The organism is Bacillus sp. J33 (assembly GCF_000518885.1).
In the GTDB taxonomy this organism is placed as follows: domain Bacteria; phylum Bacillota; class Bacilli; order Bacillales; family Cytobacillaceae; genus Cytobacillus.
The window spans coordinates 46,858-62,176 of record NZ_JAEL01000003.1 but is presented as its reverse complement, the minus strand read 5'-3'; the positions used below and the strand labels follow the sequence as shown (position 1 = coordinate 62,176).

Here is a 15,319-nt window from a genome sequence, read left to right as displayed (position 1 = left end):
TTTAATGAGAGCCGAGTTTGTTTGCCAGCTTTCCGACTAACTCTGAACTGTCTTCATTTAATCCAGTTACTGTAACATGTTTCCCGTTTTCCTCGAACCGATAAACTATTTTATCTATTGCCACAACGGCTGAGTCATCCCATAAATGAGCCCTGCTCAAATCAATTGTTACGGAATCTGTGTCTTCCTTATAATCAAACTGCTTTATAAATTCAGTGACAGAAGCAAAGAACAATTCTCCTCTCACTTGATAAATCCGGGTATTCCTCTCCATCCTGGTGCTGACATGAACCTTTGATATTTTTGAAACAAAGAAAATAGCACTAAGCAATATACCGGTAAACACTCCAATTGCCAGATTATGCGTTAATACAACCGTTAAAACGGTCACAACCATTACGGCTGCATCTGTTCTCGGAAGAAGATGAATGGTTTTTATGGAGTTCCAGTCAAACGTGCTGATCGAAACCATTATCATTACTCCAGCCAGCGCAGCCATTGGAATCTGAACAACAATATCGCCAAGGACTACAATTAAGAACATTAAAAACATGCCTGCGACAAATGCAGAAAGCCGTCCTCTGCCACCTGATTTCACGTTAATCACAGATTGGCCAATCATGGCGCATCCTGCCATGCCGCCGAAAAATCCCGTTATAATATTAGAAATTCCCTGTCCGCGGCTTTCCATATCCTTATCGCTTTCAGAATCTGTCATGTCATCCACAATGGCAGCTGTCAGCAAAGATTCAAGAAGCCCCACTACCGAAAGTGCAAGCGAGTATGGAAGGATGATGATTAAAGTTTCAATGGTCAGCGGAATATCAGGAATCAAAAAGGCCGGCAAGCTTTTTGAAATAGCACCCAAATCCCCAACCGTCCGGACATCGATATTCATAAACACTGTCATGATAGTTACAGCAATAATGGCAATAAGCGTTGATGGTACCGCTTTTGTTAAATAAGGGAGAAGATAAATAATCCCTAACGTGACTCCAACCAATACATATATAATCCATCCTTCGCCTTCAAAATGCTGAAGCTGTGAAGTAAAAATAAGTATCGCCAAAGCATTTACAAAGCCAACCATAACCGATCTTGGAATGAATCTCATATAGTGGGCAAGCTTAAAGGCACCAAAAATGATTTGAAAAACACCTGTTAAAATTGTAGCTGCCAATAAATATTCCAAACCGTAATCTGCCACTAAGTCAATAAACAAAAGGGCCATCGCTCCGGTTGCTGCCGAAATCATCCCGGGTCTTCCGCCTACAAAGGCAATCGTCACTGCAATTGTAAAAGAGGCATATAGCCCGACCATCGGATCAACTCCGGCAATGATTGAAAAGGCAATAGCTTCGGGTATAAGAGCAAGCGCCACTACAATTCCGGAAAGGATATCTCCTTTTATATTTCCGAACCAGGATTTCCTATATAATGTATAATCCAAAAAAACCCTCCTCTCTTTTTACGTAGTTTGTGTTATTAGCGCTAATTTAGCACCCATGCCTTATTCCACTTTTTTCATAATAAAAACCTCCCGGATAAATATCCAGGAGGTCCCGTGCTTTATTTTATATTTAGGTTCTTTTCTCACAAATTATTGTTTTTCCAAATGAATACCGTGCTTTTTCATTAATGCCCGGATAACTTTGCACCAGGTTTGCGGTGAACCGCTAAACGCTCGATCAGGTTGGAGCTCGGCGCATTTAATCCTGAAAGACGGACTAGAACACCATTGTCCCGCAATTTCAACACAATTTTATCTATAGCAGCAACACCTGAGTCATCCCAGACATGCGCTTGTGAAAAGTCGATTTCAACCTCTTTAAGATCTTCATTAAAGTCAAAGGCTGCTACAAGCTCATCTACAGAAGCAAAGAAAACCTGGCCTGTAACGGCGTAAATTTTCTTTTTACCTTCAATTCGCGAAGCAACATGGACTTTTGAAATTTTAGCTACAAAGAAGATCGCACTTAAGATAATTCCTGAAAAAACACCTTTGGATAAATCATGTGTAAATACTGTTGTAACAGTAGTTGTAATCATAACAATTGAATCTGTAACAGGAGCCTTGGCTAGCCCCTTAATCGAAGACCAGTCAAAAGTTCCGATCGAAACCATGATCATGACACCAACTAATGCAGCCATCGGTATTTGTACCACAATATTTCCTAATACTAAAATCAGGAACATAAGGAATGTACCGGCTACAAGAGCAGACAGCCTGCCTCTTCCGCCTGATTTCACATTAATAACCGATTGGCCAATCATCGCACATCCAGCCATTCCGCCGAAGAAACCTGCTACGATGTTTGCAATACCCTGGCCGCGGCTTTCCATATTCTTATCACTGGCTGTATCTGTCATATCATCAACAATTGATGCTGTCAGCAAGGACTCTAATAAGCCAACAACGGCAAGAGCCAATGAATAAGGGAAAATAATTTTTAAAGTTTCCAGATTAAATGGCACATCCGGAATTATGAAGGATGGCAAAGCAGCTGTTAAAGCTCCCATGTCCCCAACTGTACGCACATCACTTTTCGTCATAATAGCAATGACCGTAATAACGATAATTGCCACTAAAGGCGATGGCACTGCTTTGGTCAATCTTGGCAAAATATAAATAATCGCCAATGCTCCGGCAACCATCGCATACATGACCCATGTAGCATCTACAAATTGCTCAAGCTGCGCCATGAAAATCAAAATCGCCAGCGCGTTAACAAACCCAATCATAACGGCACGCGGAATAAATTTCATAAAGCGGGCTAATTTAAGCACACCAAATAAAATCTGCAAAGCCCCTGTCAAAATGGTCGCAGCAAATAAATACTGCAATCCATGGTCAGCTACTAATGTAACCATTAGTAAAGCCATAGCACCAGTTGCAGCAGAAATCATTCCAGGCCTTCCGCCAACTATAGCAATGGTCACAGCAATACAAAAAGAAGCGTACAATCCAACCATTGGATCAACACCAGCAATAATTGAGAAAGCAATCGCCTCTGGAATAAGTGCCAATGCCACCACGATTCCGGCAAGAACGTCTCCTTTAACATTGCCAAACCACTGTTCTTTTAATGAATTAGCTTTCAAATAAACACCCCTTATTAATTTTTTATAGTAATGACTTTGAACTCTCATCAAAGTCGGGCCGACAAAAACAGTAGAATCATACCATATCTATCAGGAAATACAAGTTAAAATGAAAGCGTTTATTTACTGCTAAACCTCTTATTATCTACTAAAATCTCATTTTTACTATATTAAACGTGAAATTAATATTTTTTCACTAAAGCATTCATCATCTGTAAATAAATGGGCAATTCAGTTTTCCTCTGTTATCATGATTGGAGGAGGTTTTGCCATGAAAGTACAAACACAAAAAATGACTGCCCCTGTGCCCACACCCTTTTATTATGGCTGGATGATTGTCCTCATTTCTGCTCTCGGCGTGTTTTTCTCCGGACCGGGACAAACGTATTCCATTTCTGTGTTTATCGACTCTTATATCCATGACTTTGGCTGGAGCCGTTCCAAGGTATCGGCTGTCTATTCCGCAGCTACGCTTGCTTCCGGTTTGTGCATGTTTTTTGTAGGCCGCTTTATCGACCGACACGGACAGCGGAAAATGGCCGTTTTTGTTGGAGTTAGTCTTGCCCTGGCATGTTTTTGGAACAGCATCGTGACCAATACTGTAATGCTTTTCGTAGGCTTCTTCTTTTTAAGGCTTCTTGGGCAGGGTTCCATGACCCTAATTCCGAATACGCTCGTTCCCCAATGGTTTATTACAAAGCGTGGTAAAGCACTAAGCTTGATGGCTATTGGCGGATTTTCAAGCTCTGCAATCTTCCCGCCATTAAACGCATGGCTGGTTAATAAGTGGGGCTGGAGCTTTTCCTGGCAGCTTTGGGGAGTTGCTCTGCTGGCGGTTTTCGTTCCGCTCGCCTATTTTCTCATTCGGAACAAGCCGGAGGATATCGGCCTTTTGCCTGATGGACGGAAAAAGCCGATACATAAAAAAGGCAGCCTAGAAGAGAATTATGATGAAACGGATTTAGAAGAAAATTGGACGTTAAAGGAAGCGATGAGAACAAAGGCTTATTGGCTGCTTCTTTTTTGCGTTGCCATACCTGCCCTTGTGAACACCGGGCTTACCTTCCACTTGATCTCTATTTTTGGTATCCAGAATATTTCACCTGGCATCGCCGCTCTAGTACTGAGCCTAATGGCGGTTATCGGTTTTCCGATTACGTTAGCAGCTGGCTTTATTCTTGATAAGGTAAAGGTTAACTATGTACTGGCCGGCATTTTTCTAGGTGAGATTATCTACATGCTGGTACTGCTGTTCACTAAAAATGTGACAGTTGCCATCCTATTCGGGGTCCTTTGGGGAATTAGCGGAGGTTTTGAACGAATTGCTTTAAACTATGTATGGCCCAGCTATTTCGGCAGGCAATATCTCGGGAGCATTAAAGGCACGGCGATGACGATTATGGTCATCGGCTCCGCTCTTGGCCCACTTCCATTCGGCTTTGCTTATGATCTTTTCGGCGGCTATGAAGAAATTATTTATATGACGATGATTTTGCCTGCACTCGCGATTTTGAGTTCCCTGCTGGCCAAAAAACCTGTAAAAGGATCCTGACGGTCTAAGGATCCTTTTCTATTTATCCTATTGGCGAACAAATCTCGATATAATGTCCATCCGGATCTTCCACATAAGCCACTTTCTGGCCCCATGGTTTTTCAATAGGCTCAAGCAGGACAGGCACTCCTGCCTCCTTTAGCTTCTCTGCAACTGCTTCTACCTCTTCCGTGACAAAGCCAAGCTCAAAAGTCTGCTCCTTTTTCACTCCATCCGGTATCGGAAGCCCTGTGACTTCCCTCCCGCCTTCTCTTGTGTTAAATGATAGAATCGTACTGCCTGTATCGTACTCTATGTAAGTTCCAAACTCATTCCGCAGCTCTAGGCCCAGCAGTTCTCCATAGAATTGTTTCGTTCTCTCGAGATTTTCGACGTATAAAATGACATAGCCCATTTTCAATTTCAAGTTACTCACCCTCTTTTAAATTTCTTCATCAATGATTTCAATATAGCACGTAAATTCTCCTTTTCAAAAAATGATAAACTCTATGTAAAGTTAAACACATGAAATAGAGGTGCAGGGATGGTTTAAGAGAAAACTGCCACTATTTTTCGAAGAAAGAACTTTTGAGATACATACGGTGTGGATAAAGAACACATCATGCAAGGAGACAGCAGGACAAGGTTATTTTAAAAAAATTCAGTATAGAGAGGATATCAATGATGGCAAAGAAAACAGCTGCAAGTGTAAGGATTCGGCCAATCCAGGAAGAGGATTTGCCTATTCTATGGAATTATATTTACGGAACCGAAAATCCTGAATGGAAGAAGTGGGATGCACCCTATTTTCCCCTTCAGTTTAAAGATTTTGAAACGTATAAACAGGAATTCCTGCAAAAGACAGATGAGCATCCTCCTCGAAGTAAGATTATTGAGGCAGGAGGACAGGTTATCGGTACTGTTGGCTATTATTGGGAACACGAGGAGTCCAACTGGCTGGAAGCAGGATTAATTATATATGATCCCGCCTATTGGAATGGCGGTTATGGCACAGAGGCACTAACGCTCTGGGTAGATTATCTCTTCTCCACCATGCCTCTTGCAAGGGTCGGCATCACCACCTGGTCAGGCAACAAAAGAATGATGCGGGCAGCGGAAAAAATCGGCATGCAGCTTGAGGGCAGAATGCGAAAATGCCGCATCGTTAATGGTGAATTTTATGACAGCATTCGGATGGGGCTACTAAGAGAAGAATGGGAAGAGCTTTCTAATGCCAGGAAAAAATAATAGGCTCGTTTTTAGCGAGCCTATTGGCAATGAACCACGCATCCTTCTAATAGGAATTCTTTTTTATCTTGATGGATCTGCAGGATTGTCAGGCTGGTTCCATGAATGAAAGGAGGATCCCAAATACGCTCCCTTACAAGCTCTGCAGTATACAAAGTGCGTTTGCCTGGCGAGGAAATCATTCTTTTAAATTCTATATCTTTAAGTCTTTCTCCAAGTAAACTCGCATCCCGCCTTCCTTTTTCTGTTAATTCCGAGTCAAGGCGACCTTGCATTCTTTTTTCTTTATTCCGTTCCATTTCTGACAATATATATAGTTGAGCATTTTTATTTTTCATACCCTTCTTTCAGTATATGAAAATACCTTCCTGCAAGCTTTCTAATCTCTTCAGCTTTCTTATTGGGATAGACAGCTGCAAAACAAGTGGAAGGTCCTGCTGATTTCCATAAATCCAAGTCACCCTCTAAATCATTGTCCTTAAACGTCATATTGGAGAACAAACCATTCAGCTCATTCAAAATTCCCTTTGAACCAATTGGAAGAGTCAAGACTTCATCAATTGTGTTTATCACTTGGAAAAGCTTCAGGGGAGCTGCCTCCGCTTCCCTCTCAATCAATTCACCGCCAACTAAAGGGGAACCAATAACCGCTATATTTGCTTGGTTTGTATAAATGATAGGCTCAGTATGAACCTTTCCTTGCTTTTTCCCAAGGACAGATAACCCTACAGCCGATTGATGCAAGGTAAAATTGCTTTCTGTACTCCCGGTTATTTGCAGATCCATAAGACCCAATTCTCCAGCCCCCCGCTTGATTCCCTTTAGAAGCCGATCCCAGGCATTATCTCCGCAAAAATTCTGAAGCGTAACAGCAAATGGTTCGGCGCCAGCTGACAAACACTCCATCACAGCCACACGGAAGGAATAGTATGAGACTGTTTCATAAGGCACTTTGACAGAATCCTGCTCTTTCTCACCTATGGCTCCGCTGTTATCACTGGCCACAACAATCACTTCTTCTGAATTAAAAGGAAAGCTTAAGACATCCCTCACTGCCCAGCCCCCGCTTTAGAAAGAATGGGGGCTATAAGACTCGCCAGCCTTGGTATGACGATATAAGCAATAATTGCATTTAATACCGATCCGATAAAAAGAGAAGGGACTATTGCCACGTAAAAAGCTTTGCCCATTAAAAAAATAAAAGGAAGCGGAGCAGCAAAGGCATTGCCAAGCACAAAAAGAAGACCGGCCTGCCAGCGCTTGCCCTTGCGATATAAAGCACTGAAAATAAAAGCTAAAAGCGCCATTTCACCAGCGATAAAGAAATGCAGCGGACCTAAAGGCATCCCTCCTAATAAAGCCGATAGCAAATGGCCAATGGAAGCAACAGCCGCACCCCCTGAGCCTCCAAGCAGCGCACCTGCAAGCAAGGCAGGAAATGAATCAAGTGCTACACTCCCAATAATGGCAGGAATTTTAATGGCTGCTCCGATTGCTGTCAATGCAACCAGCATTGCTGCCATACCCATTCTCATGCTTTTCATTTATTTATCCTCCTTGCGTTTTCCTTCCCGGAACACTTTCGCACTGCGTGCATACTCAACATCCTTTTCATTAAGACGGAAGTTAATCACCCTTGCCAGAGCAAAGAAATAATCGGATAGACGGTTTAGGTATTTTAAAGCAACAGCAGGAGTCTCGGGATCCGCTTTCTTTAAAGAGACTACTAACCTTTCAGCCCTTCTTGTAACCGTTCTTGCTATATGGATAGATGCCGAAGCAGGTGCTCCTCCTGGCAGAATAAATCGTTCCAGCTTAGGGGCCTCCTCAATCAGTTCATCGATTTTAGCCTCTAAATAGTCAACGGATTCCTTTGTCAGCTTTAATTCTCTTTTTTTTGATACATTGGCAAGGTCTCCCCCGCAGTCAAAAAGTTCATGCTGAATCTTCTCCAAGTCCTCTAATACGTCCGGAAAAATGGCCGCATCAAGCTGTGTCATCGCCTGACCGACGAAGCAGTTCACCTCATCCACAGTACCGTAGGCTTCTACCCTTACATCATCCTTTTCCACTCTGCCTCCAATAATGCTTGTTTTTCCCTCATCGCCAGTTCGTGTATAAAGCTTCATAAACTATTCCCCATTTCACTTTATTTTTTGGCTTATGCCATACCAAATCAAGTCAACCCTGTCTGCAGCAGCAGCGGTATCCTGATACGCCCAGCCAGCTGCATCCCGCCACTTTCGGTCGTCAGCTTCCATCGGGACAATGCCTTTTGAAATATCAGACCCTATTAAAACAATGGTTCTATTAACATCTGCTTTTTCCCATTCAAGCCATTTCGCCAGCTGCTTTTGCCACTTATTCCGAATCTGGCTTAATTCCTTGTCTTGTACCCAATCGCGTATCCATATCTCTATGCCCTCCAATATGATCGGGCCATTATGATCCAATTCGAAGGCTGCCTCACCGTTATAGGCTGAAATCCACTTATGCGGAATCTCATCCAGCTGATAAAATTTCTTCACCCATCGGGATTTCCCGTTAAAGGCGCCTCCCGTAACAAAATGCATCTTTCACCCCTCCTGAGCATTTCCCGCGTCCATCTAAATTCATATCCGCCTCCAAAGGGAATTTGCCATTCCCAGAATTCTTTTCTTTCCGGAGCATATTTCCCAAGAAGGTACCGGATTACTCCGCCATGCGTGACAACTGCCGCTTTACTACTAGTTTCTCTCAGCAATTGGCCGGTTAGAGCTTTCCACCCTTTATCAACTCTTGCTGTAAATTCCGTAAAGGATTCCCCTCCTGGCGGACCTCCTGAGAAAGGATCTTCCAGCCATTTTTGATAAGCAGGCTCATCCTTAAGCTCTTCATATGTTCTGCCTTCCCATTCCCCGAAGTGCATTTCCCGCCATTCGGGGCAGGCTTTAATTGAACTGTTTGGAAAAAGAATAACAGCCGTCTCCATGCACCTTCCCAAATCGCTGGTATAAACATTCGCATATCCAGGAGAAATCGCAGCCATTTTTTCCTTTTGGATCGAGCTCAGCGGAGAATCAGTCCAGCCAAGATAAGCGCGGGATTTGTTGGCTTCCGTCAGCCCATGGCGAAATAATGCAATAGCCACAGTATCATCCATAGAAGCACCTCCGTCCCTTCAACACTTGCCCCAAGCACATCTCCCGTCATCCCTCCAAACCAGGCAATGATTTTTCTTGATAAGAAAATGAAAAACAAGATTGAAAAAATAGTCATAGCAAGAAATCCAAAGATAGCTTCCATCCCCAGCTGCCAGGCTGCAGCCGCCGCCAGCAGGAGGTAGACTGGATAAATAATTAAGGTGTATTTGGAAGCTGCCTGCTGAAATAAAGAGCCTAGCCCCTCTTTTTTCGCAGCCTTACTATTTATCAGCAATACACCCATTAGCATTTTGCTTAAAAACGGGATCAAAACGATAAAAAAATAAGTAACAGATCTAGATAAAAGCAAAATTTCATAGATAAACAAAAAGCGGACACTTAGCAATACAATTATGGACAACACCCCGAATGCCCCAACCCTGGGATCACTCATGATTTCAAGCCGCTTCTCCTGATCCCGATAGGAAAAGAAAGCATCGCTTGCATCCATCCACCCATCCAGATGAATCCCGCCGGTCAGCACAATGCCTGCCAGCCAAAGTGCAAAAGCAGCGGCCAAAACAGAAAAAGGAGTCCATTCAAGAAAAGCATAAAGAAGGAATGCATATAGGATTCCCTGAATGAGTCCCGCCAGCGGAAAGGTCCTTATTGCTTTTTCAAGGTGAATTTTATCCATAGGCAAGGCTAACGGAATGGGGATGCTTGTGAAAAATTGAAGATTTATGAATAAGCCTTTAAGCCATTTCATTCTGTTTTCTCCAATTAAAGATGATTTCCTTTAATTTTTCCCAGTCAAGGTGCTTCATCAGGCTTTCTGCCAATTCATCGTATTTATTATCTTTCAGTGCTTTAATATAGACGGCTGGCTTACATGGATAGCCTTTTTGTTTTCGCAAGGCATTCAGCCACGCGCCCCGCCACTCATCGTTATGGAAGATATGGTGCATATACGTACCAATAAGCCTGCCTTCGTTTCCATAAAATCCATCCCCTTCCCCATTTTCAAGAAGAAGCAGGTGTCTCCCTGAATATTCGTTTTCAAGAATCGTTTCACCCAAATGGATTTCATATCCATCTAAGTTATCAATGTTGGATAGCTTTGTATTTGGATGCAGCCTTCCCTGGACACGAACCGTCTTCTTCTTTTCATGGAAAAAGGTATCCGCTGGAATCAGGTTTAAGCCTTTTTCCTTTTCAAATGGAGATCCTGTATCAGATCCTGCCAAATCGATTAAATTCCTGCCAAGCATCTGGTAGCCGCCGCAAATGCCAGCGATATGCCCTCCCTCTTCAGCATAGCGCTCAAGCCAATTAGCCAGTCCTTTTTCTTTAAAATAGCGCAAATCACGAATCGTGCTCTTTGTGCCGGGAATAATAACCGCATCCGGGGTGCCTATTTCCGATAGACTATTGACCCATCTTATGCTCACATCTTCCTCATAATAAAATGGGTCAATATCACTGAAGTTTGAAATATATGGCGGCCTGAGTACAGCAATATCCAGAATGCCATCCCCAGTTCTTTGAATGAAGGGCTGAATGGAAAGAGAATCCTCTCCATCAATCATATGGTTATCTAAATACGGGAGAACTCCCAGCACCGGTATACCAGTCTTTTCCTCAATCCATTTAACACCGTTTTCGAACAGGCTGATATCACCGCGGAATTTATTAATGACGATTCCGGCAACCCGTCCTCTTTCTTCTTCGGTGAAAAGTTCCAATGTTCCGATAATACTTGCAAAAACACCGCCCCTGTCAATATCGGCAACCAGGATAACTGGCACATCCGCCATCTCAGCCACTTTCATATTAACAAGCTCTTTATCTTTTAAATTTATCTCAACAGGGCTTCCAGCTCCTTCTATAACAAGCATTTCATAATGCGCTTCAAGGAGCTGCAGAGCCTGTTCGATCGTGCTCAATCCCTTTTCATAAAAGGATTCCCGATAGCTTTTACCTGATAGGGAATCTACTGCTTTTCCAAGCAGTATGACTTCAGCGTGATGATCTGATTGAGGCTTAAGAAGAATGGGGTTCATCCACACTGAAGCCTCTGCCCTCGCCGCCTCTGCCTGAATGCCCTGGGCCCTGCCGATTTCATTTCCGTCCTTTGTTACGTATGAATTATTGGACATGTTTTGTGACTTAAAGGGTGCTGTCTTTAGGCCTTCATTGGAGAATACCCTGCAAAGAGCCGTTGCAATCAGGCTTTTCCCGACATCAGACGAAGTTCCTTGAATCATAATTCCTTTCATGCGGTTTCTCCTTTCATTTGAACTGGCATGCCTGCTTCAACGAGATATGCCTGATTAGCCATTTCAATAATATTTTGATGAAGCCTGCCCAATATTTTCCCATATGTAAAAACTAGTTCATTCCCGCCAATCGGTTCATTTAACACTTCATTACTGACCACAATGATCGCTTTGCTCCTCTGACGGATTTCAGCAATGGCATGCAGAATGCCAGCGGACAGCTTCTCCTGAAAATCCTGTTTTCTCCATAGGTCATCTGCTATAAAAAGCTCATTATTTAAAAGAGTTGTCAAACAATCTAACAGAATAATATCCTGATCGCCAAAAGTTCCAGAAAGCTTGCCAAGCTCGGCAGGCTGTTCCCAAGTTATCCAGCTCATACCGCTTTTTCGCCGGTCTTCCTTATGCCTCTTGATTCTTGCTTCCATCTCGGAGTCATACGTTTTTCCTGCAGCAATATAATGAAGCTTTCCGCACGTCTGTTTTGCCAGATCAGCAGCAGCCTTTTCTGCAAAAGAGCTTTTTCCGCTGCGCACTCCTCCAGAAATAAATATTAGCGAACCTTCCGCCATTCCTGCATCGCCTCCATCAGCCGGTCATTCTCTTGCGGCCCTTTAATGGCAAAGCGCAGCCATTTCCCTTCCAGACCAGGGAAATTCATTGTGTGCCTTGGGATTATCCCTATTTCAAGCAAAAATTGAAAAAGAGGAAGCTGAGAATCCAGATTGGGATCCTTTAACAAATAAAAATTCACAGAAGAAGGAGATACAGCAAAATCCAGCTGCCGAAAAAAGATTTTCAGCCGATCCCTTTCCTGTTTGATCAATTTCTTTGTTACTTGAACATGCTCCTCACTTTCAAGGCACCACTCTCCTGCTTTTAAAGCAAGAGCGTTTACACTCCAGTGAGGTTTTAGTGCGGCTGCTTTTTCTATTAAAATTTCGTTTGCAAGCAAATAGCCAAGACGTAAACCCGGAATCGAAAACATTTTAGTCATGGAGCGTAAAACCATGACATGTGAGGTGCTTTTTATGAAAGGGACAATAGATCGATAGTCACAGGCGAAGTCATAAAAGGCTTCATCCATAACAAGCAGGCAGTTATTCACACTGCATCTTTTTATCAGTTCTTCTACAATCACTGATGGGTAGAATACACCTGTGGGGTTATTTGGATTACAAAAAAACAGAGCGTCAGCATCCTTCAGTTTTAAAGATAACGCTTCCATATCCAAGCTCCAGTTTTCAGGCTCCAGCTGATGATAGACAACCGTGCAGCCATTTACCCGGCAAGCCTCTTCATATTCTGAAAAAGCCGGCTGGATAATCAGCACTCTTTTGCCGGCCAGCATCCTTCCAATAAGAGAAATCAGCTCCGCACCGCCATTGCCGATTAAAATCTGTGTTTCTTTTACTCCCTCCGTTTCGGCCAATCTCTTTTTTAAAAAAGAAGCATTGGGGTCAGGATAATCTGTTATGCATTCAAACAGGCTTTTCCATCTATCCTTTATCTGCCGGGGAGGGCCAAGAGGATTGATATTCGCACTAAAATCAATTCGTTCTGCAGGCATTTGCTTATTCATGGCTTCATATAAATATTGCGGATTAGAACCGTGTGAGGGCCATTTCAATGACTATCCCTCCTGCCCATAATAGAATTAAAAATATGAAAACAGTCTTTTTCATAATTGATATGCTTTTTAAAATATGTTCTTTTTCCAGAAACACGAAAGGATCTCCCATTGTAGCCCTGTTAGAAATAACGCCTTTATAAAAATTAATTCCGCCCAGCTGGATGCCAAGAAGGGCTGCAACAGCCGCTTCACCCCATCCGCTATTGGGACTTGGGTGGCTCCTCGCATCTCTCAGCAATATGCCCCAAGCCTCTCCAGCTGAAGTATGTTCTGGCTTTTGGGTCAGCATTATGCATATCGATGTTAGTCTGCTTGGAATCCAGTTGGCGATATCATCAACTCTTGCAGATGCCCATCCAAACTCTCCGTATCTTTCATTCCGATGGCCAACCATCGAATCACATGTATTAATGGATCTGTATAGTAGGGCAAGCGGAGCACCGCCAATAAATGCCCAAAATAGCGGAGCAGTGATTCCATCGCTTGTATTTTCAGCCACTGTCTCCACTGCAGCTCTGACAATTCCTGGTTCATCCAGACTATCTGTATCCCTGCCAACAATATACGAGAGTTTTTCTCTCGCTTCTTCCATTTCTCCTTGTTCCAGAGGCACATAAACGTCCATAGCCGCTTCCTTTAAACTCTTTTGTGCGATGGCAGTGAAAATAAGGATTCCTTCTGCCAGGATGCCAGCGATCGGATGGATTCCATAAAAGAATCTGATGATTAAAAAGGATATTCCTCCTGCCGCCAGCAAGACGACGGCAAGCATAGCGACTCCTTTTAATTTTCTGTAATGCCCTTTGTTAAGGGATGTTTCAAGTTTATGTATTAAGGCACCTATCCATCTGACCGGATGCGGCCAGTTTGGAGGATCCCCTATCACCAAATCAATAATATAGGCAAATGTAATAGCAATAAGGTGATACAAAATCATTTTCTTATCCTTCTTTGTGAATTCTGTATGGCCTCAATTGTGCATTCATAGACACCTTTGCCAATCACTTTTCCAAGCGGTGTGATGGTTCCTGCATATTCAAGGTTTTCACCCTGCTGAGTGGCTGCAATCAAAATACTGTCTGTTGATGTTCCCGTTGCAATCGTCCCCGTTATAGCATCCTTCACCTGCTGGTCATGCAAGGCCCTTGTCTTTGCCTCGGTTGCTGTCATGATACATTGAATAAACGCTTCTTCAGTCAGACTGCCATTAACGAAAACCCATGTATTGATCGTTCCAGGTGTAAGATGATGGGAATGCTGTTCACTTTTGGAGGCGTCTACAGCATTTCCGACACCCGCAGTTACAACGATGCAGACGGAGAATGTTTCTTCTTCATAAAACGTGCAGCTATAATCCTCTACATGTACGGCTGTCATCATCCCTACGGTTTCCCCAGGCTCAAAACCGATTTGCCGTACATACTCAGCCATCTCTGCCCTATGGTCACTGCAATCATAATCCTTACGCACATGCCTGTTAAGAAATGTACGATTCCATCCTGATCCAGAGCCTGTTACTCCGGATGACATTGTTTTTAGCGGAATCGGAGACTGAAGGAGCAGCAATCCTTCCCTTAACTCGAGGCTGCCTTTATCTATTTGAATAGGATGCTGTTCTGAGTCAGATCGTTTTGGAACAAGTACCATCTGCGGAGCCGGAACCCTTGGGTGCGGGAGCTTTTCAATCTTTGTCCTATAGACCTCCCGTATCCGTCCTTCCTTTAAAACTTCATTGGGAACGTGATTAATATTGACTTCGCCATTCTCCAACAGCAATAGCCGGTCACAGTACAATCCAGCCAAATTTAAATCATGAAAAATGGAAATGACCGTCAGACCGCAGTCTTTTGACCATACGCCAAGGAGATCAAGCAGCTCTTTTTGATAAGACAAATCAAGATGATTTGTGGGCTCATCCAGCAATAATATTTCCGGCTCCTGTGCAAGGGCCTGAGCTAAAAACACCCGCTGCCTCTCACCGCCGGATAATTGCTGAATATCATGATCCTGAAACTGGGAGACTCCAGTCTGTTCCATGACGCGATTGACCGTTGCTTCATCTTCGCTGGTCCAGCTTTGGAACCAGCCTTTCTGATGAGCATATCTTCCAAGGGAAACCGTTTCCTTTACGGTATAAGAAAACGCCTGAGAAGAATGCTGGGGAAGAACAGCAATAATTTTAGCCAGCTCTTTTGGCGTGTACTCTGACAAATTCTTTCCTTTAATCAGGATTTCACCTGATTTGCAGGGAAGAATGCCGCTTAGCATTTTCAAAATGGTCGTTTTCCCGCTGCCATTGGGACCCAATATCCCGAAAAGCTCCCCTTTTTCCACCTCAAAATTTATATTTTTCACAACTGGTACACTGGCATACCCGCCAGTAGCCTGCTGAACACTTAGCATG

Annotated in this window: 17 protein-coding genes; 2 read left to right on the top strand and 15 right to left on the bottom strand. The window is 43.3% G+C overall.

All coding sequences use genetic code 11. The features are described 5' to 3' along the window. Position 1: 1 nt before the first annotated feature. Positions 2-1,450 carry a SulP family inorganic anion transporter gene (locus L634_RS0100295; RefSeq protein ID WP_026580721.1) on the bottom strand — a complete coding sequence of 483 codons (1,449 nt, stop codon included), beginning with the start codon at positions 1,448-1,450 and terminating at the stop codon, positions 2-4. A gap of 185 nt (positions 1,451-1,635) precedes the next feature. After that, on the bottom strand, positions 1,636-3,102 hold the full coding sequence (locus L634_RS0100290; RefSeq protein WP_026580720.1) for a SulP family inorganic anion transporter: 1,467 nt from the start codon (positions 3,100-3,102) through the stop codon (positions 1,636-1,638). Positions 3,103-3,373: 271 nt separating this feature from the next. Between L634_RS0100290 and L634_RS0100285 the strand changes: the two genes are divergently transcribed. Beyond that, positions 3,374-4,654 (top strand): MFS transporter, encoded by a 1,281-nt coding sequence (locus L634_RS0100285; protein WP_026580719.1) that lies wholly within the window; start codon positions 3,374-3,376, stop codon positions 4,652-4,654. Positions 4,655-4,676: 22 nt separating this feature from the next. Here L634_RS0100285 and L634_RS0100280 read toward each other — a convergent pair whose 3' ends face one another. Continuing rightward, positions 4,677-5,060 (bottom strand): VOC family protein, encoded by a 384-nt coding sequence (locus tag L634_RS0100280; protein WP_026580718.1) that lies wholly within the window; start codon positions 5,058-5,060, stop codon positions 4,677-4,679. A 239-nt stretch (positions 5,061-5,299) separates the two neighbouring features. Here L634_RS0100280 and L634_RS0100275 point away from each other — a divergent pair, with 239 nt between their 5' ends. Continuing rightward, positions 5,300-5,881 (top strand): GNAT family N-acetyltransferase, encoded by a 582-nt coding sequence (locus tag L634_RS0100275; RefSeq protein ID WP_026580717.1) that lies wholly within the window; start codon positions 5,300-5,302, stop codon positions 5,879-5,881. A gap of 20 nt (positions 5,882-5,901) precedes the next feature. Here the strand turns inward: L634_RS0100275 and L634_RS0100270 are convergent, their stop codons facing one another. Genes L634_RS0100270 through L634_RS0100215 form a run of 12 tightly spaced genes read right to left on the bottom strand, consistent with a single transcriptional unit; the run spans position 5,902 to position 15,318 of the window. Next, on the bottom strand, positions 5,902-6,219 hold the full coding sequence (locus L634_RS0100270; protein ID WP_026580716.1) for a histidine phosphatase family protein: 318 nt from the start codon (positions 6,217-6,219) through the stop codon (positions 5,902-5,904). Continuing rightward, a complete protein-coding gene (locus tag L634_RS0100265) occupies positions 6,209-6,934 on the bottom strand; it encodes a hypothetical protein (RefSeq protein WP_026580715.1) in 726 nt (241 codons plus the stop codon). The genes L634_RS0100270 and L634_RS0100265 overlap by 11 nt, the downstream gene beginning before the upstream one ends. Then, complete coding sequence (locus L634_RS0100260) at positions 6,931-7,425, bottom strand: ECF transporter S component (RefSeq protein ID WP_026580714.1); 495 nt, start codon at positions 7,423-7,425, stop codon at positions 6,931-6,933. Before L634_RS0100260 ends, L634_RS0100265 begins: the two co-directional genes overlap by 4 nt. Further along, positions 7,426-8,010: a cob(I)yrinic acid a,c-diamide adenosyltransferase gene (locus L634_RS0100255; RefSeq protein ID WP_026580713.1), complete on the bottom strand. Its 585-nt coding sequence runs from the start codon at positions 8,008-8,010 to the stop codon at positions 7,426-7,428. A 15-nt stretch (positions 8,011-8,025) separates the two neighbouring features. Next, positions 8,026-8,454, bottom strand: a complete 429-nt coding sequence (locus L634_RS0100250; protein WP_026580712.1) for a bifunctional adenosylcobinamide kinase/adenosylcobinamide-phosphate guanylyltransferase — start codon at positions 8,452-8,454, stop codon at positions 8,026-8,028. Next, complete coding sequence (locus L634_RS0100245) at positions 8,406-9,023, bottom strand: histidine phosphatase family protein (protein ID WP_026580809.1); 618 nt, start codon at positions 9,021-9,023, stop codon at positions 8,406-8,408. The genes L634_RS0100250 and L634_RS0100245 overlap by 49 nt, the downstream gene beginning before the upstream one ends. After that, positions 8,981-9,772 carry an adenosylcobinamide-GDP ribazoletransferase gene (gene cobS, locus L634_RS0100240; protein ID WP_026580711.1) on the bottom strand — a complete coding sequence of 264 codons (792 nt, stop codon included), beginning with the start codon at positions 9,770-9,772 and terminating at the stop codon, positions 8,981-8,983. The genes L634_RS0100245 and cobS overlap by 43 nt, the downstream gene beginning before the upstream one ends. Next, positions 9,759-11,282 carry a cobyric acid synthase gene (locus tag L634_RS0100235; protein WP_026580710.1) on the bottom strand — a complete coding sequence of 508 codons (1,524 nt, stop codon included), beginning with the start codon at positions 11,280-11,282 and terminating at the stop codon, positions 9,759-9,761. Before L634_RS0100235 ends, cobS begins: the two co-directional genes overlap by 14 nt. After that, positions 11,279-11,854 carry a bifunctional adenosylcobinamide kinase/adenosylcobinamide-phosphate guanylyltransferase gene (locus L634_RS0100230; protein ID WP_026580709.1) on the bottom strand — a complete coding sequence of 192 codons (576 nt, stop codon included), beginning with the start codon at positions 11,852-11,854 and terminating at the stop codon, positions 11,279-11,281. The genes L634_RS0100235 and L634_RS0100230 overlap by 4 nt, the downstream gene beginning before the upstream one ends. Beyond that, entirely contained in the window at positions 11,836-12,912 is a 1,077-nt protein-coding gene (cobD, locus tag L634_RS0100225) for a threonine-phosphate decarboxylase CobD (RefSeq protein WP_026580708.1), read from the bottom strand. The genes L634_RS0100230 and cobD overlap by 19 nt, the downstream gene beginning before the upstream one ends. Then, entirely contained in the window at positions 12,887-13,852 is a 966-nt protein-coding gene (gene cbiB, locus L634_RS0100220; RefSeq protein ID WP_026580707.1) for an adenosylcobinamide-phosphate synthase CbiB, read from the bottom strand. The genes cobD and cbiB overlap by 26 nt, the downstream gene beginning before the upstream one ends. Next, positions 13,849-15,318: an adenosylcobinamide amidohydrolase gene (locus L634_RS0100215; RefSeq protein WP_026580706.1), complete on the bottom strand. Its 1,470-nt coding sequence runs from the start codon at positions 15,316-15,318 to the stop codon at positions 13,849-13,851. The genes cbiB and L634_RS0100215 overlap by 4 nt, the downstream gene beginning before the upstream one ends. Position 15,319: the final 1 nt, after the last annotated feature.